The sequence below is a fragment of the Vibrio sp. 1402 genome, from assembly GCF_033340275.1.
On sequence record NZ_JAWOWE010000004.1, the window covers coordinates 272,483 to 293,369 of the forward strand.

Annotated in this window: 21 protein-coding genes; 1 reads left to right on the forward strand and 20 read right to left on the reverse strand. The window is 44.8% G+C overall.

Annotated elements, in window-relative coordinates; genetic code table 11:
• Nucleotides 1–36 precede the first annotated feature (36 nt).
• From R7044_RS10290 to R7044_RS10315, 6 genes are all read right to left on the reverse strand, one after another.
• A complete protein-coding gene (locus R7044_RS10290) occupies nt 37–675 on the reverse strand; it encodes a response regulator (protein WP_005376875.1) in 639 nt (212 codons plus the stop codon).
• Nucleotides 668–2,023 carry a cache domain-containing protein gene (locus R7044_RS10295; RefSeq protein WP_053306569.1) on the reverse strand — a complete coding sequence of 452 codons (1,356 nt, stop codon included), beginning with the start codon at nt 2,021–2,023 and terminating at the stop codon, nt 668–670. The genes R7044_RS10290 and R7044_RS10295 overlap by 8 nt, the downstream gene beginning before the upstream one ends.
• A 151-nt stretch (nt 2,024–2,174) precedes the next feature.
• The gene (locus R7044_RS10300) at nt 2,175–3,461 is read right to left on the reverse strand and encodes a TRAP transporter large permease (RefSeq protein WP_005376871.1); all 1,287 of its coding nucleotides are present in this window, start codon (nt 3,459–3,461) and stop codon (nt 2,175–2,177) included.
• Between the two features lie 12 nt (nt 3,462–3,473).
• Nucleotides 3,474–4,013 carry a TRAP transporter small permease subunit gene (locus R7044_RS10305; RefSeq protein ID WP_225455555.1) on the reverse strand — a complete coding sequence of 180 codons (540 nt, stop codon included), beginning with the start codon at nt 4,011–4,013 and terminating at the stop codon, nt 3,474–3,476.
• 115 nt (nt 4,014–4,128) lie between these two features.
• Nucleotides 4,129–5,220 carry a TRAP transporter substrate-binding protein gene (locus tag R7044_RS10310; RefSeq protein ID WP_017636112.1) on the reverse strand — a complete coding sequence of 364 codons (1,092 nt, stop codon included), beginning with the start codon at nt 5,218–5,220 and terminating at the stop codon, nt 4,129–4,131.
• 414 nt (nt 5,221–5,634) lie between these two features.
• A complete protein-coding gene (locus R7044_RS10315; protein WP_225455556.1) occupies nt 5,635–6,039 on the reverse strand; it encodes a MarR family transcriptional regulator in 405 nt (134 codons plus the stop codon).
• A 273-nt stretch (nt 6,040–6,312) separates the two neighbouring features.
• Between R7044_RS10315 and R7044_RS10320 the strand changes: the two genes are divergently transcribed.
• Entirely contained in the window at nt 6,313–6,978 is a 666-nt protein-coding gene (locus R7044_RS10320) for a DUF2982 domain-containing protein (protein ID WP_005386825.1), read from the forward strand.
• Nucleotides 6,979–6,996: 18 nt separating this feature from the next.
• On the opposite strand, the gene R7044_RS10325 is transcribed toward R7044_RS10320, so the two are convergent.
• The 14 genes from R7044_RS10325 to nrfC all read right to left on the reverse strand — a co-directional run bounded on the left by R7044_RS10325 (nt 6,997) and on the right by nrfC (nt 20,886).
• Nucleotides 6,997–7,653 (reverse strand): MBL fold metallo-hydrolase, encoded by a 657-nt coding sequence (locus tag R7044_RS10325; RefSeq protein WP_225455557.1) that lies wholly within the window; start codon nt 7,651–7,653, stop codon nt 6,997–6,999.
• A gap of 129 nt (nt 7,654–7,782) precedes the next feature.
• Nucleotides 7,783–8,331 (reverse strand): DUF882 domain-containing protein, encoded by a 549-nt coding sequence (locus R7044_RS10330; protein WP_031778936.1) that lies wholly within the window; start codon nt 8,329–8,331, stop codon nt 7,783–7,785.
• 166 nt (nt 8,332–8,497) lie between these two features.
• A complete protein-coding gene (locus R7044_RS10335) occupies nt 8,498–10,039 on the reverse strand; it encodes a L,D-transpeptidase family protein (RefSeq protein WP_005376852.1) in 1,542 nt (513 codons plus the stop codon).
• A 153-nt stretch (nt 10,040–10,192) separates the two neighbouring features.
• Entirely contained in the window at nt 10,193–11,275 is a 1,083-nt protein-coding gene (locus R7044_RS10340; RefSeq protein ID WP_005376850.1) for a DUF1513 domain-containing protein, read from the reverse strand.
• The gene (locus R7044_RS10345) at nt 11,256–12,293 is read right to left on the reverse strand and encodes an imelysin family protein (protein WP_005376849.1); all 1,038 of its coding nucleotides are present in this window, start codon (nt 12,291–12,293) and stop codon (nt 11,256–11,258) included. Before R7044_RS10345 ends, R7044_RS10340 begins: the two co-directional genes overlap by 20 nt.
• A gap of 10 nt (nt 12,294–12,303) precedes the next feature.
• The gene (locus R7044_RS10350) at nt 12,304–13,686 is read right to left on the reverse strand and encodes a di-heme oxidoredictase family protein (RefSeq protein ID WP_065274667.1); all 1,383 of its coding nucleotides are present in this window, start codon (nt 13,684–13,686) and stop codon (nt 12,304–12,306) included.
• Between the two features lie 92 nt (nt 13,687–13,778).
• Nucleotides 13,779–15,041 carry an imelysin family protein gene (locus R7044_RS10355; RefSeq protein WP_053304295.1) on the reverse strand — a complete coding sequence of 421 codons (1,263 nt, stop codon included), beginning with the start codon at nt 15,039–15,041 and terminating at the stop codon, nt 13,779–13,781.
• 174 nt (nt 15,042–15,215) lie between these two features.
• Nucleotides 15,216–15,812 (reverse strand): GTP cyclohydrolase II, encoded by a 597-nt coding sequence (locus R7044_RS10360; protein WP_025767283.1) that lies wholly within the window; start codon nt 15,810–15,812, stop codon nt 15,216–15,218.
• A 271-nt stretch (nt 15,813–16,083) separates the two neighbouring features.
• On the reverse strand, nt 16,084–16,260 hold the full coding sequence (locus R7044_RS10365) for a hypothetical protein (RefSeq protein ID WP_020480909.1): 177 nt from the start codon (nt 16,258–16,260) through the stop codon (nt 16,084–16,086).
• A gap of 146 nt (nt 16,261–16,406) precedes the next feature.
• Nucleotides 16,407–16,817 carry a heme lyase NrfEFG subunit NrfF gene (nrfF, locus tag R7044_RS10370; protein WP_053306573.1) on the reverse strand — a complete coding sequence of 137 codons (411 nt, stop codon included), beginning with the start codon at nt 16,815–16,817 and terminating at the stop codon, nt 16,407–16,409.
• The gene (locus tag R7044_RS10375) at nt 16,804–17,337 is read right to left on the reverse strand and encodes a DsbE family thiol:disulfide interchange protein (protein ID WP_005376839.1); all 534 of its coding nucleotides are present in this window, start codon (nt 17,335–17,337) and stop codon (nt 16,804–16,806) included. Before R7044_RS10375 ends, nrfF begins: the two co-directional genes overlap by 14 nt.
• Nucleotides 17,315–19,222, reverse strand: coding sequence for a heme lyase CcmF/NrfE family subunit (locus tag R7044_RS10380; RefSeq protein ID WP_053306574.1), 1,908 nt, complete (start codon nt 19,220–19,222; stop codon nt 17,315–17,317). Before R7044_RS10380 ends, R7044_RS10375 begins: the two co-directional genes overlap by 23 nt.
• A gap of 9 nt (nt 19,223–19,231) precedes the next feature.
• The gene (nrfD, locus tag R7044_RS10385) at nt 19,232–20,203 is read right to left on the reverse strand and encodes a cytochrome c nitrite reductase subunit NrfD (RefSeq protein ID WP_053304292.1); all 972 of its coding nucleotides are present in this window, start codon (nt 20,201–20,203) and stop codon (nt 19,232–19,234) included.
• Nucleotides 20,200–20,886 carry a cytochrome c nitrite reductase Fe-S protein gene (nrfC, locus tag R7044_RS10390; RefSeq protein WP_225455558.1) on the reverse strand — a complete coding sequence of 229 codons (687 nt, stop codon included), beginning with the start codon at nt 20,884–20,886 and terminating at the stop codon, nt 20,200–20,202. Before nrfC ends, nrfD begins: the two co-directional genes overlap by 4 nt.
• Nucleotide 20,887: the final 1 nt, after the last annotated feature.

A 20,887-nucleotide genomic window follows, 5' to 3' on the forward strand; every position in this document is an offset into this window, starting at 1 on the left:
GCTCCCACGTGCTCGCTTTTTGCGGGCACTACTCTCCTACTCAGTCAACCCAGTTTCAAACGCATATTTTGCTAACTCTGCCGTCGAATGTAAGTCCAACTTGTGCTTAATGTTATGGCGATGCGTCTCTACCGTTCGATAACTAATATTGAGTAAAGTGGCGATTTTCTTGCTGCTGTTTCCTTGAGCAACTAATTTAAGTACCGCTTCTTCCCTGCGGCTGAGAGGATTCGTTTTTTGCGTGGCAGGCACCACTTCTTGGGTAAAGAGTGTTTGTGTGACGGATTCACAGAAATACGTCGAGCCTTGGTTCACCGTTTTTATTGCTTGCACCATTTTCTCGGCCGAGATTTCCTTGAGCATATATCCTACGGCACCAGCTTGCATGACCTTCATGATGTACTCGCGATTATCGTGCATGGTCAACATAAGTATTTTGCTCTCTGGGCGCGCTTCTTTAATCACACCAGTCGCTTCAATACCGTTCATTATTGGCATGCTGATATCCATCAATATGACGTCCGGTTGCAAGTGCTTTGCGACCTCTATCGCTTCCAAACCATTACTTGCTGTACCCACCACTTCGATGTCAGGCTCTAACTCCAAACGAGCCATGAAGCCATCCAATACCACTTGATGATCATCGACAATCACTACACTAATCGGTTTATCCATAAACTATTTCATCCAAATTAAGCAGCACGGTAATCTCTGTTCCCAAGCCAAGCTCACTCATTAGCTCAAATTCACCACCGATGAACTCTACACGCTCTTGCATGTTCCTTAACCCAATCCCTTGTTGGTGCACTGCATGGTTAACCACAAATCCAAGCCCATCGTCACGTATGAGTAATTGCAGCATATTGCCCATTTTTTGCAAAGTAACCGTTACTTTTTTCGCTCGCGCATGTTTTTCAATGTTATTCAAAGACTCCTGAGCGACGCGATATAGTGTCGTTGCGACTTCCGAAGTCAGTTTATGCTGCTGAGTATCGAAATTGCTCTCGATATCAATCCCGGAATGGGAATGAAAGTCCTGTAGCAAGGTCGTCAGTGCTGCTTCTAAACCGATATCATCGAGGGCGCTTGGACGGAGCTGATGAGAAATATGCCGCACCTCGTTTATCGCGGTAACGAGCGATCGTTGTGATTTATCTAAGTGGGATTTGAGTTTTTCGTCTTCCAGTCTATGACTCATTAAGTCTAAATGACATTTACTGGAGACTAACAACTGATTGATTCCATCGTGCAGTTCTCGCGCTAAATGCTTTTTCTCATCTTCTTGGAACATCACGGTTTTATGTGCCAGTTCTTTCAGGTTCTTATCAGCGAGGCGATGCTCGTGCAGATTGATCGCCAAAGTGAGAACAATGATTACAGCAACGGTCACCGCTAAGATCACGACGACTGAGAAAAATGTCGTTTCGATATTTTTGTTCACCGCCGCGCGCATATTGGCGACTTCTCGGCTTACATCCTCAATATACAGCCCAGTCCCTATCATCCATTCCCACTTATCGAGCCATGCAGCGTAACTAAGCTTAGGGACAACTTCACCCGTAGATGGCTTTTGCCACAGGTACTGATGAAATCCACCACCAGATTGCGCTTGATACAATAAAGCTTCGATTAAGCGATCGCCATTTTCGTCTTCAAGATAGAGTAAGTTTTCCCCGACAAGCTCCGGAAGAACTGGGTGTACAAGGTTGGTACCATATTTATCATAAGCAAAAAAATAGCCGTCCGACCCATAACTCAAACGATTTAAAATCGCTTTCACACGCGTTTTGGCAACACTCTCTTCTAAAGTCGGATCGTTGTAGATGTAAGAAATGGAGTCAAAAGCGACGTCGACCGTATCTTTCAGCGCCGCTTCTTTTGATTGGATCAGGTTTTGATGAAAGATCTCTACCTCCCTTTTTCCAAGGGTCTTGGTTTGATAGATAGAGATCCAGCTGATACTCGCTGACACCAATACCACGGGTATCAGTGTCAGCAGAATTAACTTTGCTTTGAGAGGCATCCCTTCCCTCCATGAAACGCTGCCTTTACAGCTTACTATCTTAGCAGTACAAACGAATCGATTGTGTCTGCATAGACATAATTAACAGCTTAACAACTTGTCTCAAAAGGTAAAAACTCTCAGTTCACAAAATCTCTTTATTATCGAGTGATTAACTCATACCGTAAAAACCTGGGAAAAACAGCAAAGACGCCAACACAACAATCTGAATCGCGATGAATGGCATCACACCTTTGTAGATATCACGCGTAGTAACCCCTGCTGGAGCGACACCTTTTAGATAAAACAAACTAAAGCCAAATGGCGGTGTGAGGAACGACGTCTGCAAGTTCATCGCAATAAGAATCGCAAACCACGTCATATTAATGCCCATCAATTCAGCGACTGGCGCAATAATTGGCACGATGATAAAACAGATTTCAACGAAGTCGATAAAGAAACCTAAAATCAGAATCACCACCATGGTAATAATAAGGAATCCCCACTTTTCACCCGGCAGTTCTAACATCCACTCTTCAACTAAATAATCACCACCAGTGTAGGTAAATGCCATTGAGAAGGCGGTCGCACCAAGTAAGATCGCAAAGACCATTGCGGTTACTTTAACTGTCTCTTTTGATGCATCATAAATCATCGACCAACTAAACTGCTTATACAATAGCGATAAAATAATCGCACCTGCACCACCCAGTGCCGCTGACTCTGTTGGTGTTGCAATCCCTGCAAAGATGGAGCCCAATACCACGATGATCAATGCTAAAGGTGGCAATACAGCTTTCAGTGCGGTGAGCACTTCTTGTTTACGACTGATCGACTCATCGCGCTCTATCGCCTGTGCGGCTTGAGGGTTCAACTTCGCGTAGATGAGAATGTAGATCACATAGGCGCCAACAAGTGTAATACCGGGCCAGATCGCAGCTTGAAATAGGTCCCCTACCGGTACGCCAAGTACATCACCCAACAAGATCAACACGATAGAAGGTGGGATAATTTGGCCCAACGTGCCAGACGCACAAATAGTCCCACACGCTAAACCTTTGTCGTAATTGTACTTGAGCATCACAGGAAGAGATATTAAGCCCATCGCAACAACTGATGCGCCTACCACACCCGTTGAAGCGGCAAGCAATGCGCCAACTAACACGGTAGAAATAGCGATACCACCGCGAACGCCACCGAACAAACGCCCCATTGATTCTAGTAGCTGTTCAGCAAGCTTCGTTTTCTGTAGCACTAGCCCCATAAAAACGAACAGCGGTACGGCCATTAGCACCGTATTTTCCATAATGGACTGAATTCGATATGGCATAAAAGCAAACATCTCGATGCCTTCAGCCCAAACACCAAAAATCAGCGCGATACCACCAAAAGTAAAGGCAACGGGAAATCCCAATAGAAGCGCAAAGAGCGCAACAAAAAACATCACTATACCGATCATAATGACTTCCTTTTACGACTTACCGTTATTACCGGCATAGATGAGATGAGGGTTGACAATTTTGTTGATTGAATGAAGTAACAATCCAATACCACTCACCGCCATAAAGAAAAATGACAGCGGAATCATCGCTTTGATAATCCAACGATATGGTAAGCCACCTGGGTCACCAGACGTCTCGCCTAACGCGTAACTTTCCTTGGCGAAATCAATACCAAACCAAGCCACCAGTAGGCAAAAAGGGAATAAGAAAAATAGTGTGCCTATGATGTCGATGATGGATTGTGCTTTGTAAGATAACCGTTCATAAAAAATGTCGACGCGAACATGCCCACCGGACTTAATTGCGTAAGGCACACCAAGCAAGAACACGGCAGAGAATAGATGCCATTCCATTTCTTGGAATGCGATAGACACATCATGAAACACGTAACGCATGACAACGTCGTACACAACGTTTGCTAACAACAAAATAAACAGGATGCTGGATAACCATCCGAGAAAATCGCTAAAGCGGTTAAATAATCGCTCAATATAAATAAGACTTCTCATTCCGAACTCCGTGGAACGTTTAGATGCGCTCCGCTATGGTGCGGAGCATTCATTATGAAGTTTTCTTGGGCTTCGATAGCAGGCTAAACCTCTCGGCATCGCCTGCTTCATAACGTTATTGTTGAGCTTGACTGTTTAAGTACGCTCGGTGCGAAATATCTGACCATGGTCGAACTTGATTCATATAGTTCGCTTGCGACTCTTGAATCTCTTTCGCCAAAGCATCTTTTTCTGCATGTTCTTTCAACAAACGATCGTTTGCTTCTCGCAACGCAGCTACTACTTCAGGTGGGAAATCTTTTACTTCAACATTTGGGTATTCAGACTTAATAGATGCCCAGTTTTTGCCGCTTTCGTGTTTCGATTGCGTGTACATATCGTAAGCGGCCGTTTTCATGGCTACTTGCAAAATCGCTTTTAGATCATCAGGTAGACGGTTCCAGGTGCGCTTGTTAACGAGGAACTGAAGCTCAGTCGCTGGCTCATGCCAACCTGTGTAGTAGTAAGGCGCGATTTTGTGGAAGCCCATACGTAGATCCAGCGATGGACCAACCCATTCCAAGGCATCAATTGTGCGACGCTCTAGAGAAGTATATAGCTCACCAGGGGCGATATTCGTTGGCTTGGCACCTAACTCAGCCAAAATCTCACCAGCAAACCCTGGGATACGCATTTTCAAACCCTGTAAGTCCTCGACGGACTTGATCTCTTTTTGGAACCACCCGCCCATCTGAGTATCGGTATTACCCCCAGGGAAAGACATCAAGTTATGTGGAGAGTACACTTTTTCCATCAGCTCCATACCACCGCCGTAGTAAAACCATGCATACTGCTCAGTTGGCAACATACCGAAGGGCATAGAAGTGAAGTAAAGTGTGTTTGGAACCTTACCCTTCCAGTAATAAGACGCTGAGTGACCCATGTCATACTGACCCGACTTAACCATATCAAACACCCCAAAAGGCGCTTTATGCTTGTTTGCGGAATCAATGCGGATTTGCAAACGTCCGTTGGACATCTCTTCCGCCATTTTGGCCATGTTTTTTGTGGTATCACCAAAAATTGGGAAATTAGGCCCCCAAGTTTCAGCAAGCTTTAAACGATAGACTTTTTCAGCAGCGTTTACAGAAGTCGCTGCGAGTGCCATCGCGGCAGCGACAGCGGTTGTTTTGAGCACTCGTTTTAAAGATTTTTGGATTAGACTCATCGTTCACGTCCTTTATCACCAAGGTTATTGTTGTCATCCATTTCATTAGGATTGGCTGTATTCGGTATAAAAGATGTAACAATGTTGTCTAATGCGAAATGGGCATGAACACGGAAGCGAGTAATTCATCAATAAGGTATTAGCCTAAGGTATTACGTACAAGTACGTAGGATAATCGTCATGACAAAAGACTGTTAATAGCAAAATCAATAAATTATATTTTTATCTATGAATAAAAATAAAAGACAATACGTACGTATTTTTCTGCCAAAAAATTTACATAGTATTTAAGAAAATGTGACAAACCACTTATTGGTAGTGTTAAAGTCAGTACTTAATGCATTATTTCCAATACCAAGATAAAAAAATACCTCGGCATCGGCCGAGGTATTCAATCTAGAACGGTAGCGGTAATTAAACTGCTTTGTAGATAACTTTGTTACCTGCTAACTGCTCTTTTTGAACTAGGTTTTCTTCAAGAAGCTTCTTTAGTGCGCCAGTAGCCCATGATGCCGCTTTAGTATCTTCTTGACCTGCAGCTAGACCGATGCCTTTAGGGTTAATACCTTCAGCATTCGCAATAACGATGTCTAATACTTGTTGTTGCTTAGGAGTAAGGGCAACATCAACTGTTTTCACTGCAGCTACTTTTTTATCAGCTACTACTTTCTCCGCAACAGCTTTTTCAGCAACAGAAAGTGCTACTGCTTTTTCCGCAACAGGCTTCACTGCTTTAGGTGCTGCAGCTAAGTTTGCTACTGTCGCTTTAATGCGTTTTTGCAGTTTCATCTGCACTTTACGCTTATGAGCAAGTCTCATTGAATATTTCTCCAGTTCACTGCATCTCAGCAGGGATGAAAATTTGAAGCGCGTTTTATACCAAAATTCACAAGCAATTTGTAGGTTTTAGCGGCGAAACGCGATGAAAAATGCGCTCAAAGCATAGAACGTCTACTATTTAATCAGATATTTTATGAACGGATTTATTGAATACTGGGTATAAAAACAGAGGTTTGTTTTATTTTAAATGCAAGTCAATGCACATAAAGCTACCCACTTATTTTTGGACAAGTATTCGATGAGGTTATAAGCATGGAAACGCTGCACCTAACAAATTCACATTTCAAACCCGACTCCCCTATCAACAGAATACTTTTGTTGCTCGTTGCACTCATCACTTTGTTTTTGGTTGCCATTTCTCCGGGATGGAAGCAAGCCATGTTGTCGGTCATTTTGATGTCTGCAATCGTTGGTTTCGCCATCTTGATGATTAAGAAAAGCCAAGTCACTTTTACGCTGACAGCTTCTCACTTTCAGCAACACCTTTTTAAAGGAGGTTGGGTCGTCCGATGGCGAAATATTGAGTCAATCGGTATTTGTAGCTACCAACAGGAAGGGTGGCACCAACCGCTACCTTGGATCGGTATTCGTCTAAAACACTACTCGCCCTACTTAAATTCAATCTGCCCTCGTATAGCGACAGAAATTCTCCTCAGCCAGCGAGCACTGCTTTACTTAGGCGCGAAACAAAATCAGTGTGAAGATAAGTTTGAGGATATAGTGCTTGACCCTAAACCGTATATAAACAGAGATGGGATTGAGTACAAAGGTTTGTTAGCGATGCTCGCCAACCGGATGAAGTATCAGAGAGGCTTTTATGGCTACGATCTATTTATATCAGCAAGTGATCTAGATCGTGAGGCTGAGGATTTTGTGGGACTGACTCGGCGATACTTAGCTGCCGCCGAGCCAGAATAATGCTTAGTACACGCACTTTTAGTAAAGCGGCATCTCGTCAGCAACGAACGGGTTAGTTTTACGCTCATGACCGAAAGTCGATTGAGGGCCGTGACCAGGGACAAACGTGACATCATTGCCTAAAGGCCACAATTTCTCTTTGATAGAACTAATCAACGTATTGAAATCACCTTGTGGGAAGTCAGTTCGACCAATGCTACCGTTAAACAAAACGTCACCCACAAACGCTAAACACGCTTCTTCACTGTAAAGCACAACGTGACCAGGTGTATGACCAGGTGTGTGGAATACGTTCAGCACTTGATTACCAAAAGTGACAGTGTCACCTTCATTTAGCCATTGGTGCGGTTCAAACGCTTCTGTCAGCGGGAAACCAAACATTTGGCTCTGACCTTCCAAACCTTGCAACCAGAAGTTATCTGCCTTGTGAGGACCAACAATCTCTGTACCGCCAAGAAGTGCAGACAGCGGTTCCGTGCCACCTACGTGGTCCAAGTGACCGTGTGTTAGCACTAGGTTTACCACGTCAACACCCAGCTCTTTGATAAGCATAGCGAGCTGCTTTTCATCGCCGCCTGGGTCAACCACAATACCTTTCATGGTTTCGTCACACCAGACAATAGAACAGTTTTGAGAGAAAGATGTTACTGGAACAACTTGGTATTTCAGAGCCATAGATAACCTATACCGAATAAATTTGCATGAAAACTGCCGCAACTATGACACTAAGGCCTAGCGACTTCAAGCTTTGAACTGTGGGTAATCGACGACGTTCTGAGACTAGAAACCTTGTCTCAACTAGCACTACCAGGAACGAACAGCTCCCGTATCGATATGAACAAAGTTACTACCTGGATAATAACCCACGCCACCGGCTTTTAGGCTTAATGCAGCATCACGAACCGTTGAAAGCTTCACGCCGTCTAAACGAAAATCAATGGCCTTTCCTTCCATGTGCATGCTCTTTTTCGCTACACGAGAAGACCCGTTGCGCAGCGAGGCGTTAGTGGCAGGAGAACGGTAACCTGAAATGACGATCACCTCTGCTTCTGTACCAATTAACTTTTGAATTTGGCTTATTTGATCGAACAAGCGTCTATCCATGGGATGAACCTCATTCCGTCGATGGTCTCGACAAAACTCATTCAGCCTTTGAAGTTCATCATTAATGTATCGTTTTCCATCGAAATAGCATGTTTCGAGGATCTCTCCAGTATTAAGATTGTTCATCGCCAGCGCACGTGGCTCGTCAGGGAGTGAAGCCCAAGAAAATGATGGCAGGGCAGACGCCAACACCACACCACCAGCGGTCATTTTAAGGAAATCTCGGCGGGAAAAGTTACGACTTACCATTTCAAAATACAGTGCTCAACAACTAGACAAGTCGTGGACATTAACCAAACACATTTGTCACGTCAAATGCATAAAACGCTCCATCTTGATTTTCAGATGCAGTAATTATTGCTTAATTATTGAACGAAAAGAGAATTCTTCGTTTTGTAAATTTTCCTTAAAGATTTCAACTGCGGTGATCGTACTTATAGATATCATCACGGTAGTAAAGCGTTCCCTCTTCCAACCATGCTGTTTGATAAATGATGTGTACTTGAATGCGCTCTCCCAAAGGAACTGACGTGTTAGACCGACGAGAACTTTCTCGCTTTTTCGCTAAACGTTCTTCCAACCCCTGAGTTTTGAACAGAAGTTCTGCTAACTGGTCTGCATGTTCTACACGAACACATCCTGAGCTGAATGCGCGTCTGTCCTGTTCAAACAAGTTCTTACTTGGCGTGTCATGCAAATAAATAGCTTGTGGGTTAGGCATATTGAACTTGTACAATCCCAGTGCATTTTGTAAGCCCGACGCCTGTCGCATACGATAAGGAAATGTTCTCGGATTCACCGTTGCCCAATTGATGGTTGTAGGGTCAATAATTTCGTTCGAAGTCCAAGACCGAATGATTTGAATATTATGGTTAATCAAATACATCGGATTACGTTTTACTTTAGGAATAATGTCTTTAACCATGATAGTCCAAGGCACGTTCCAAGTTGGGTTGAGAATAACTGAATCCAGTGCTACCGACATGATGGGCGTTTTTCTTGATGCTCTCCCTACCACAACTTTAGACTCAAACAAGGGTTGACCATCATGCCAATACGTGACTTCGTATCCAGGCACGTTAACAAAGACAACATTATCCCTTTCTTTCGACCAAATTCTTGAACGCTCAGAATTCAACGCCAGCAGATGCAATCGCTCTTGAGGAGAAAAGTTGATCCATCGAATGGTATTCGGGCCGATAACGCCATCTTCTTTCAAACCATGAATACGCTGGAACTCTTTTATCGCAAGCTCTAATTGTTCGTCATATTCTTCAGTGACTAAATCCAAGTAAGAAACATCTACGCCTACGATCTCCATTCGCTCAATCAATAGGGGTCTGTTTTCTAATATATCGCCAACACGTGCTAGCCCAGTTTGTTGATAGGCAGGATATTGGTACTGAGAATGTTCCGATAGCGAAGAATAGGCGGAGTAGAAAGCATCATCTGTTTGTAATGGAGACCGGAGACTTGCCAAAAACTGACCAAGTTTGCCAACCGTAATCTCATTACTCAGAACCGATAAAGTATCGATGCTAGGAGCGGGTAACGTAACATGGGCTTTGTCTGTAAATAGCCAATTAATCCCTTCTTCGGGGAGTTGCTCAAGATAACTAAGGTACATCAAGAGTGAATCTGTCATCACTAAATCGAAGTCGAGATTATCTCCCTGCCACCTTACTTGGTTTATCCGGTGAAGTTGATTTTCGAATTCATCGGTGACATCCGCAAGTGCAACCAGGTTTACTTGAAAAAGAAACTGCTCAATATCACTTTCATTTTCCCAGTTCAAACGGTAATTGGTGCTTTGATACAGTTGATCAATCACCTCTGGATAATGGATCATTTTTTCTACAGACAGCTTTTGTACCGCTCCCTCTTGCTCGACTTGCGCTGAAGCTTCGAGAGAAACGACGGTGGAAAAGCTGCAAAACGGCACCAGAAGTGCCGTCATGATTAAAACCCTAGCAAACACTGAAATGATCCTTGCGCTACTTGCCATAATAAAAAGTATGGCAAATATCTCACAGCTTGCAGGTTTAAAATTAAGAATCTGATGCCGAAAACGACAACAAAACTCTCTATAAGTAATTACTCAATGATCTTTCTAGATAATTCTCGACCAATGGTTGTCCCATTGCACTCCGCTTGCGAAGGTACTTTTTGACTCCTCAGGTCTTTGCTCTACCACTTTTCCCGCCCCAGAACTGACTCGGAACTCATCGCCATAGACCACAACACCAGAGGCATCTGGTAACGCACTTAGCTCGACCAATTTGCCCGTAGATTTAGACCATATACCATAACAACTGCCCGGAGGCGAAGTGGCTAAGATCCATTCATCGGTTGCTGCAATACTCGCAACGTAGTGATTGAAACGCGCCCACTCTTCAGGATCAGCTTGTAGATCCTGCATCTCACCACCACGCGTGTGCATGGCGATCAAGGCTGGATACTCGTCCGGCTCACCACGATATTGTTGCCCACAAAGCACGGTTTCCGCACCATCATGAGCTAAATGGCGAATACTCAACTTATGATCCGGTAAAGACACTTGATCCAATAGCTCCCCTTCTTGTGAAAGGTAACTCAGACTCGGTCTCATGCTATCAAGATTGAGAGGTTCACGGCCATTAGTGTGTACGCCACCAACGCCAATCGCCAATGCGCCATCAGGCATCATGATCACTTCATGAGGGCCAAGGCCAAAGCCTGTTAACTCATCGATCTTTTGATATTGCTTCTGTACATCATAAACACCAATGATCCCGCGGCTTGTCCCCCTCTCCCCTTCTGTGGCAAATAGCAACGTGCCGTCATGGGAGTAAACACCATGTCCGTAAAAATGGCGATTTGGCGTTGCTAGTTGCAGTTTGATCATCTGCTCTGAACGATAATCAAACACCATGAAGAAAGTACCAGGTCGACGACCAAAAACTACGGCGTGGCCTTGTTGGTTGGTTGCCACACCGTGACCACGCTCAGGAATCGGCAATGAAGATAGCGGCATACCATGCTCATCCGCCACCACCGCTGCATATTTATCTCGGCCAATGATAGAGCAGCCGATCAACGCAGGCTCACGTGAGCTTGTTGAAGAACAACCAAATGGCATCATAGGTGTAGCCGCCCCGAATAGAGCGGCTTTCAGCAAAGTTCGGCGGGTTTGATCAGTCACCATCGGTTGCATTAAATCCTATAACTACGCCAAGCTCGATTGCCACTTCTTCGTGAATCAGGTACTTCAATTGCTCTAGCTTATTGTATTGAGCAAGCACCATGCGATAGCCTTCTTTTGTTTGTAGTGCAGCAAACAAGCTCTTATCTTCTGGCCAAGTTTCTAACGCCATTTCAAACTGATGAACAACACGGTCTGCGAGATCTGCATGGCCTTGCTCTCTTAGTAGCGCATCTAGACCATTTCCGTTCGCAAAGTACAACGCTTCCATCCCTTGAAGGTTGGCTTTTAAGTTTGAAAGTGAGGTCTCTGAACGCCACGATTCTGAAAAATACGGGCGAGGCTTACCAATCTTCGCTAGCGGTCGGCTCAACTTCTTCATGCTGTACTCAAGCTGATTCGAGAGCAGTGAAATGTACTCAGATTCCCATTCCGTCATCTCTAGCGCTTTCCAAGGGTTCTCTGCCCAAGAATCCGCGATGATCTGCGCTTTGTTATCGAGGTTTTCTGCAATCGCTACGCCTGTCACACAGGTATTGCTATTGCTAGATAAGGTCGACGCTTTATCGTAAAGCAGCCATTCCAATGCACCTAAACCTTGCACGGTGACACTTTGGGTGGAGATACCTTCTGCACTCCAAGCTTGATCAGATTTCGTCAGTACAGACATTTTACGACCAGTGGTGTTCTTTTTATCTGGCCAAAACTGAACATTCCAGCTTTGCTCCAACGCCGTAGCAGGGCCACGTTCTTGACCTTGTAATGCCATCCACGCAAGCATCGTTTGATGCCATTGCTGTTTTACTTGTGCATCATCTTTCGACTCTGATGCGCAGTAATCCGCGAAGCGCTGTTCAAGTTCTGTGGTTTGCGCTAAAAACGTCTGAGCTGATTGAAACTCAACCTCGTACACGCTTTGAGAAATATGACTTGTACTCTCAGGCTTGGCTGAGCTCGAACCGATGGTCGATTGGCAACCAACCAAACTTAACGTTGCGGCAATCGCACTCACTAACAGTGTTTTTTTCATGGTTGCTTCCTTATAGAGAGTTCAGAAACGCAATGAGAGCATCACGTTCTTTTTTGTTCAGAGCTAAAACATTTTGTTTCGCCGTTTCAGCTTCGCCGCCGTGCCACAACACCGCTTCCATCAGGTTACGAGCGCGGCCATCATGTAGAAAGTACGTGTGTCCGTTTACTTCTTCGGTATAACCAATACCCCACAACGGTGCCGTTCGCCATTCACGGCCGTTTGCTAAGTATTCCGGACGGTTATCGGCTAAGCCTTCACCCATGTCGTGCAGAAGCATGTCGGTGTATGGATGGATAAGCTGCTCAGAAAGCGCTGGTAACTCTGGTCGCTTCGCCGTTTTAACACTGGTTTTATGGCAGCTTTCACAACCAGACGCAGCAAAGATTTGCTGACCAAGTTTCACGCTAGGCTCATTGATGTTACGGCGAATAGGTACGGCTAAGTGTTGGCTGTAAAACTCTACGAAGTCGAGAATATTTTCACTCACTTCAGGTTTGCCGCCATTTGGCATGTCGTCACAAATGCTTTGTTTCGAGGTACAGTTTTCATTTGGGAATAAATGGCTCGTAAGACCCACATCACCATTAAATGCTGCTGCATTTTGCTGCATTAGCGTCGGTTGTCCTGCTTTCCAGCCAAAACGACCAATCGAGAAGTCGTCCTTTTCAATATCCCACACCTTATTGACTTTGCCTGAGATACCGTCTTTGTCGGCATCTTGTTCATCAGCCCAAGCAAGTAGCGTTTCGTCGGGAATACTCTCCAACAAACCAAGGCCGATCATTGGCGGTGCCACGCGTGCTGAGAACTCGGTATCAGGGTGCATATCGCCGTAACCCAGATCGGTAATGTTCAAATGAGGTTTTCTTAGCGTCACCGTCGTACCGTCTTTAAATTTCACTGGGACATCGGTGTAAGTGATTTCGATTTTGCCTTCTGGCGTTTGATCTTGCAGAGCGAAATCTTGAAGCTGGCCACCATAAGTCGGCTCAGGTATGCCGCCATCTTTGATGTAAGCTTTCTTTTGTTCTGGCGTCATCGCAGGAATGCTTAAGCGCACTAACATAGACACGGCATGTAAATCATCTTTCTCTGGCGGATGACCACGACCGTCTTTGATGTGACAATTCTGACAACCATTGGTGTTAAAAAGCGGGCCTAGGCCATCACGAGCGTCCGTTGACGCTGGCGCTTGTACCCAAGGGTTACGGAAAAAGCTGTTACCTACGCTAAAGTCGAGGCGTTTGCTCATTGGCAAGTTAGCAGCAGGAAGAGAATAGGCATTCGCGCCGTCTTTTTTAACACTGGTTTTGCCACCAGACTTAACATCATAAGCCATGGCAGAAGAAGAAAGGATCGCGGCTAGCGCAGAAATTAGGTATGGCTTCATATCATTGCTCTACATAGACAACAAGGGTGATAACAACGAGCTCAAACGTCAAAAGGGCTCACAAAGAGCCCTTATTTATTATGGTTTTCTTATTAAAACTCGTGGTCAGCAGTATCAGGGCTTAGGCTGTCGATGCCGACAATGCTTGCCGCACGCTCAATCGCACCGGTTTGTGCTACCAACGACATGATGGTGTCGTTTACTAGCGCGTTGCCTTGTGCGTTACCCGCTGCAATAAGTTGGTCAAAGTGCTGGTTGTTCTTCTCTGCAGAAGTCACTAGCTCACCAACTTGGCTACGTGTTGTATCAAACTGCTTTTGAATTTCGGTCGCGGCTTTCTTGTCTTTTTGAGCAACAAGGTCAGCGATACTTGGACCAGATAGCTCTTTGCCGTTTACACCTTTGTATGTACCTGTGTAAACGTTGTAGATGCCTTGCTCATTGTAGTAGTGAGAGTTGTGCGTGTTGTCTGAGAAACAATCGTGTTCGTCTTCAGTCGAGTTTGCCTCTAGTGCCACCTTCATGCGCTCACCCGCTAGCTCACCTAGAGAAAGAGAACCCATGCCGAATAGCATCTTACGAAGACCATTGTCAGCAGATTCGTTCAATAGCTCTTCACGGTAGTTGCCTTTCACTTCTGCAGACCACTGCTTTTCCATCCACTCTAGGTCTTGAACCAGTAGATCAGCGGCCGCTTTTAGGTACTCACCACGACGATCACAATGACCATTCGTACACTCAGAGCCAACGACGAAATCAGTGTAAGCACGTTGACCTGCACCCGCGTTAGTGCCGTTTAGGTCTTGACCCCAAAGCAAGAATTCAATCGCGTGGTAACCTGATGCAACGTTTGCCTCAGAACCGCCTACTTCGTTTAGATCCGCTAGCAATTCTGGAGTGATTTTTGAAACGTCCAGTTTAGAAGCACCAATCTGCAGACTTGTGTTCGCGATGATGTTGGCAGCAGCGCCCTCGTTACCCAATTCGTATTGGTAATCAGCCGCTACGTAGTCAATCAAACCTTCATCAAGTGGCCATGCGTTCAGCTGACCTTCCCAATCATCAACAATCGCGTTACCAAAACGGAAAACTTCAGACTGTTGGTAAGGCACGCGAGAATCTAGCCAAGCTTGTTTTACTTCTTCAAGCTTTTTCGCTGATGGTGATTGTAGAAATTCGTCGATTTTCACATCAAGCGCTTTCGCTGTTGTTACTGAATCAGCAAATACAGCATGGGCAACGTCCGCGTAATGTTCGACTACTTGTTGTTTAGTTACTGTGGCAGCAACGGTAGAACCACTGGCAATGAGGAGTGATGCAGCAATAGATTGGACTAAAACTTTTTTTGCATTCATCTGAAGCATCCTTGTTGAGCTTTTCAATTATCGTATTGGTAGTGCTAATTATTCTTATTTGCACTTTAGTCTCGAGATAATACAAATTTACAATTTATTTGCAACTCCAGATACAAAAAAACCTCATAAAAATGAGGTTTTTCACAGACTTTATTGTCAGTTTTATCTTTAGGATTAAACCTTTAGGTCATGTTTTCCGTGAGAGACTTTTGCCTTCAGATAATTTTCGTTGCCATCTTTGATATGTGCAGAGGTATTGACAACCTCGCCAATTTCAATTCCGTACTCAGATAACTCACGGATTTTCTTAGGGTTGTTCGTCACGAGGCGGATCTTATTCACGCCTAAAGCTTCTAGCATTTGTGCTGCTTCTGTGAAATCACGCAGGTCATCATCAAAGCCCAAATGGTTGTTAGCTTCGTACGTGTTCATGCCCTGGCTTTGTAAGCGGTATGCATCGATCTTATTGTACAAGCCAATACCACGACCTTCCTGACGGAGATACAAGATGATACCACCGGACTCGCCCATGCGATTGATCGTCTCTTCTAGTTGCTCACCACAGTCACAGCGTGAAGAGTGGAACACATCGCCTGTCAAACACTCAGAGTGCATACGAACTAAAGGCATGTCCTGAGTTTGGTCCGCTTGTTTAAAGATAATAGCAACATGCTCTTTGTCTGTCTTCAGACCATGGAAAGACAGAATTTCGGCATCAATGTTACTTTTTGCCCCGACTTTAAAATCTACTCTGGCACGTACTTCCGCCATATCTATACTCACTCGATTTATTGCTTGATGCGCTTGATGCGTTTTCGTTATTGCATTCATGGGATTTACTCGTTGCTCTTCAACTATGGGGACTGATACCGCATTTTGCAATATAGAGATCACAATTGAGGGCAGTTATCCACTCAAGACAGCAAAAGAGAAACACTCTCCAACTGAACAATTGTTATATTATAACAATTTAAAAAAACTACAATAAAAAACCCCAGACAAATTTTGTCTGGGGTTTCAAGAAGGTCGTTTGGTCTATCTTTTAATGGGTCTGACTGCGCTTCCAAACGGCGAGTTCAATCCAAACTGCTTCGAGTTCTTGGATTTCCTCGTCGGTCAACACGGCGAGCGTTGAAGTAACTTGAGGCAGGTTCGGTGATTGCAATGCACGAATCTGCGAATAGAAGTCTTTTTTAAGTTGTAATATAACTGAATCCACTGCGTGCACCTATTTCGTTCTTTTATTACTTATCCAGCTCAAAATTTTTATTTTCTTTATACTGGAAACTTCATAAATTCGGAAAAATGATAACATTCTGCTTGTTAAGTGCACAATTTATTTTTAATAGTGGAATAACGGTCACATTAATTACGCTTCACCATTCGGATCGAATATAAGACAAAAAAGATCAAAAATAGCACAGGAAAGATCCACAACAGCGCCGTGGAATAATTTAATGGTGGTTGGTACAGAACAATATTCCCATAACGAGCAACTAGATAGTCCTTTATTTCTTGATCTGAGCTGCCTTCATTGGCCATCGTATACACTTTCAACCTCAGGTCTTTAGCCGCTTGTGCATTAGACTCGACAAGGTTTTGGTTTTGACACTGCGGGCAGCGTAATGCCTTGGCTAACGAGGTTGCACGCTGTTGCACTTCAACGGAATGAAATTCAAACAGATCAACATTCTGTTCTATATCCGCACTTCTCGTGAAAGGAGAAAATAGTATAAATAGGATTAAAGTGAGGAGAAGATTATTAAATCGAAACATTCAAGTATCCTGAAAATATATCGTTCCATTTATCTGCCGTTAGCTCTCCACGATATTTGATCAATATACGACCATTTGGATCAATCAAGTAAGTTTCCGGCGTTCCGATAACACCTAGCTCCACAGCGAGCTTTCCATTAGGGTCACTAATTACTTCAATATATGGATTTCGTTTAGAGCTCAAATATTCACGAGCGGCTTGTTTTTGATCTCTATAATTCAGCCCAATAATAGGCACACCGAGTTCTGCTAACTGCAATAATTCTTCATGCTCTCGTTTGCATACTCCGCACCAAGATGCCCAAACATTCAATAATTTATATCCGTCGCTTTTGAACAACTGCTCAGAAACCATGTCATCAGAGATCAGAGAAGTAGAGCGAAAATTAGGTGCATCTAAATTTCGTTGTGGGGACAATTCAACATGTGGTCGCTCAGACAAAGCCACCGCAGTTACTACAGCAAACACGGCAACAGCCACAAACAGACCTGCGAGTTTAAGCGTATTTCTCGATCGCATTGATAGCCTCTCTCCTTTTCTTTAGGCCGGTTAATAGCGCACCAAACACAGCTAGTAGCCCGCCAGACCATATCCACCAAATACCTGCGCGGTACTGAACTTTAATCGCATAAGCATGAGTGTCGACTTTATCACCCAATGTCACGTAATAATCGCCATGCCATAGTGAACGAATCGCGGGCTCGGTCATATTCATCACTCGCACAGGGTAATGACGCTTTTGCGGGTTGAAATTGAGCATGCGGCCATCTTCCAAGTGCAAGGTGATCTGTCCTTGTTCCGCGGTGTAGTTTGGCCCCACCAGCCATTCGATACCATGATAATCGATAGTGATCCCCGCCCTTTGTTGAGAACTGCCGGGTTCGACACGTAAATTATGTTCATATGAGTAGTGACTGTTGAATACAGCTCCACTCACCGCCAGCGCAAAACCGATATGTGCCATCACGATTGGCATGAGTTTGCGCTTATTGGAACAACGAAACAGCATAACGAGATGCGCCACAATCACCCAAGTAGCCAATATTATGGTTAGCAATACTTCGAAATGCAGTACGTTCACTGAGAACATAAACCCGATCCCAGAGACTATAGATAACGCAATACTAATCGCGATATCAGTGCTTCCACTCGGAACTGCGCCTTTTGTCCATTTCAGCACTGGCATGAATGCTAAGGCAATCAGAGCCAGTATGCTTAATGGAAAGGTCAGACTATTAAAGTAAGGTGCGCCAACCGAAATGTTCCCTAAGCCGAGCAGTTGATAAACCATCGGATAAAAAGTGCCAAGAAAAACGATGGCAGTCGCAATAACCAGCAGCCCTTTGGCGATATAAGCAGTGTAAGCTTGGCTCGCTAGAGATTGAAGTTTGAAACGAGGGAGTTGTTCTCCTCGCAAAATCAATACGCCAAAAGTGATGATGACAAGCAAGCTCAATACACCAAGCAGCACTAAACCTTTAGTTGGGTCCACCGCAAAAGCGTGCACTGAAGTCAGCACGCCAGAGCGCACCACGAATGTCCCTAAAATGCTTAGGTTGAACGTAGCAAACGCCAGTGCATAGGTGCTCCAAATTGCGCCTCTGTTACGTGTTGCGACAACACCGCTGTGCAACAAAGCAGTACCAGTAAGCCAAGGGAGTAGAGAAGCGTTCTCCACAGGGTCCCAAAACCACCAGCCGCCCCACCCTAGCTCATTGTACGCCCACCATGATCCCACCAAGATACCCAACGTGAGCGTTCCCCATGCAAAAAACGCTGCGCTTCGAGCAACCACATACCAATCGCTCATCGGTTGTTTACCCAATAGGGCTGCTAATGCAAAAGCTAATATTGCTGCGTAACCGACATAACCGAGATAAAGCAATGGTGGATGAATGATAAGCCCAACATCTTGCAACATTGGGTTTAGATCTCGTCCTTCCGACGCCAATACTTGGGCATACTCGAACGGGTTAGAGGTCATTAACGTGAACCAAGCAAATGTCGCAATAAGAACGTTCATGATTCCTAAACAGTCACAAGTATATTGGGCGTTGAGCGGTGACTTAAATGCAATAAACGACGCCCATAAACTCAAGGTGACGACCCAAAACAACATGGAGCCTTGGTGCCCGCCCCAAGCGGCAGCAATCTTGAATGCTACGGGGAGTTGACTGTTGGAATGCGTAACAACATATTCCAACGCGAAGTTGTCTTGCACGAAGCAGACGATCAGAAGTGCTAAACAAATGAAGGAAGCTAAGCTAATGATGTGGGACATCGCGACTTGATGCGGCAATGTCGCCTTCTTACTCATAGCACGACGTAGCCAATGCAGCAACGATGCACAAGTCGATGTTACAGCCACCAATATCAGTAAGAAGAACCCTAGCTCAGCTTCCATTTATCCCCCTTACACTAAGGTCATTTGACCGGCATAGAGAATGAAAGTACGCAGCATAAGTACGCCAACCAAGCTCAACGTCGTGACCACAAAAACGTAACTGCCTTTGTGGCGCACTTCAGAAGGCGCCAACCAATTGAGAGTCAAAGGCGTTATCATGCCGATGAACACTACCCCACCCCAGAACCATTGAGCCCAGAATCCACTCGAAATAGCATTCCAAGCCGCGACTTCGTTCTGACCACCGCTGAAGATCAGTCCAGTAAAGAAAGTCACTAAGACAAACAGCTCAAACAATACTACTGGGCGTTCAAATCCGTGTACCCAAGACACACTTGGGCTGCTGGTCGACTCTTTAAACACCAAGATGCCGAACATCAAGCATGCCGCTGCACCCGAGGACAAACTAGAGAACAGGAACAAGATTGGCAGTACTGGATTGTTTAGCATTGGGTAAGTCTTCAATGCAGACAATAGAAAGCCAGTGTACGCTGCAAGCACGATGGCTAAGAAGCCCAAGAACAATTCAATGGCGTTGTTGGCTTTCCCCGCCTTAATCAAAATGCCATCGGCAAAATCCAGCAGTTTGCTTGGTAACTTCCCTTCACAGAAGCTGATGATTTGATGGCGGAAGATAACGCCAATCCAAACAAACAGCACCAGCATGTACACTTGGAACAAGATCACGCCCATCGACATCACAGACGTTGGGTTGTAGTAGATCATGATCTTCCAAAACTCTAAAGGCTTGGTTAAATGGAAAATCAAAATTACCAACCCAGCAATGATGCCAAATGGCGCAAGCCAAGCCATAGCTTTCATGATGCCGTTGTTTGCGGGATCACCTTCAATCACTTTGCGTTTTAAATAGATAGAAATCATCACCGCACCTGCTGACATCCCAGCAAGGAATAAGTAAATCGCGATGATCCAATCCCAGACTAACGAGTCAAAGTGGAATGCACTTTCGAAGCCGTTCATGATGACACCTCCCCTTTGCTATGCGGAATTTTGTACAGTTTAGGTTGCGTACCTAAATGCGATTTATCGCGATAGACAACATGGCTTTCGATAGCTTTGCTCACCTCGCTAGTTGGGTCATTCAAATCACCAAAGATGAGTGCTTTTGTTGGGCAAGATTCCACGCAAGCTGGCTGCTTATCTTGCGCTAGGTTGGTATCACGGCAGAAGTTACATTTATCCGCAGAGTGATCGACTGGATTAAAGAAGCGCACTTGGTAAGGGCAAGCGGCAAGGCAATAACCACATCCGACACATTTCTCTTTGTGCACATCCACGATGCCGGTCGCTTCATCTTTGTATGCAGCGCCTGTTGGACAAACGTACACACATGGTGGGTTATCACAGTGCTGACAGGATTCGCGAGTAAACTGGTATTCCACATCTGGAAATTCGCCAATCGGTTCACTGCGATGAATTTTAAGTCGCGTTACGCCTTCAGGGACTTTATTTACTTCGCGACAAGCATCGGTACAAGCGGTACAGCCAATACAGGCATTTTCATCATGAACCATACCCATGCGTTTCGCTTGTTCACTGTTGCTGGCATAGAGAGAGGAGCTAACAACGGAAGTGCCTGCAACGCCTGTAGTTAAAATCAACGCGCCGCTGCCGGCTAAAAAGTTTCTTCTCGAACATTTCATG

Bases quoted from the DNA above. Each gene is read 5' to 3' on its own strand.
- R7044_RS10325 (WP_225455557.1), bottom strand. From the start codon at position 7,653: ATGGCTCTGAAATACCAAGTTGTTCCAGTAACATCTTTCTCTCAAAAC.
- R7044_RS10290 (WP_005376875.1), bottom strand. From the start codon at position 675: ATGGATAAACCGATTAGTGTAGTGATTGTCGATGATCATCAAGTGGTA.
- R7044_RS10345 (WP_005376849.1), bottom strand. From the start codon at position 12,293: ATGAAAAAAACACTGTTAGTGAGTGCGATTGCCGCAACGTTAAGTTTG.
- R7044_RS10340 (WP_005376850.1), bottom strand. From the start codon at position 11,275: ATGCAACCGATGGTGACTGATCAAACCCGCCGAACTTTGCTGAAAGCC.
- R7044_RS10310 (WP_017636112.1), bottom strand. From the start codon at position 5,220: ATGAGTCTAATCCAAAAATCTTTAAAACGAGTGCTCAAAACAACCGCT.
- R7044_RS10355 (WP_053304295.1), bottom strand. From the start codon at position 15,041: ATGAATGCAAAAAAAGTTTTAGTCCAATCTATTGCTGCATCACTCCTC.
- R7044_RS10330 (WP_031778936.1), bottom strand. From the start codon at position 8,331: ATGGTAAGTCGTAACTTTTCCCGCCGAGATTTCCTTAAAATGACCGCT.
- R7044_RS10315 (WP_225455556.1), bottom strand. From the start codon at position 6,039: ATGAGACTTGCTCATAAGCGTAAAGTGCAGATGAAACTGCAAAAACGC.
- R7044_RS10360 (WP_025767283.1), bottom strand. From the start codon at position 15,812: ATGGCGGAAGTACGTGCCAGAGTAGATTTTAAAGTCGGGGCAAAAAGT.
- R7044_RS10300 (WP_005376871.1), bottom strand. From the start codon at position 3,461: ATGATCGGTATAGTGATGTTTTTTGTTGCGCTCTTTGCGCTTCTATTG.
- nrfC (WP_225455558.1), bottom strand. From the start codon at position 20,886: ATGAAATGTTCGAGAAGAAACTTTTTAGCCGGCAGCGGCGCGTTGATT.
- nrfF (WP_053306573.1), bottom strand. From the start codon at position 16,817: ATGTTTCGATTTAATAATCTTCTCCTCACTTTAATCCTATTTATACTA.
- nrfD (WP_053304292.1), bottom strand. From the start codon at position 20,203: ATGAACGGCTTCGAAAGTGCATTCCACTTTGACTCGTTAGTCTGGGAT.
- R7044_RS10295 (WP_053306569.1), bottom strand. From the start codon at position 2,023: ATGCCTCTCAAAGCAAAGTTAATTCTGCTGACACTGATACCCGTGGTA.
- R7044_RS10375 (WP_005376839.1), bottom strand. From the start codon at position 17,337: ATGCGATCGAGAAATACGCTTAAACTCGCAGGTCTGTTTGTGGCTGTT.
- R7044_RS10320 (WP_005386825.1), top strand. From the start codon at position 6,313: ATGGAAACGCTGCACCTAACAAATTCACATTTCAAACCCGACTCCCCT.
- R7044_RS10335 (WP_005376852.1), bottom strand. From the start codon at position 10,039: ATGACGGCACTTCTGGTGCCGTTTTGCAGCTTTTCCACCGTCGTTTCT.
- R7044_RS10305 (WP_225455555.1), bottom strand. From the start codon at position 4,013: ATGAGAAGTCTTATTTATATTGAGCGATTATTTAACCGCTTTAGCGAT.
- R7044_RS10350 (WP_065274667.1), bottom strand. From the start codon at position 13,686: ATGAAGCCATACCTAATTTCTGCGCTAGCCGCGATCCTTTCTTCTTCT.
- R7044_RS10380 (WP_053306574.1), bottom strand. From the start codon at position 19,222: ATGGAAGCTGAGCTAGGGTTCTTCTTACTGATATTGGTGGCTGTAACA.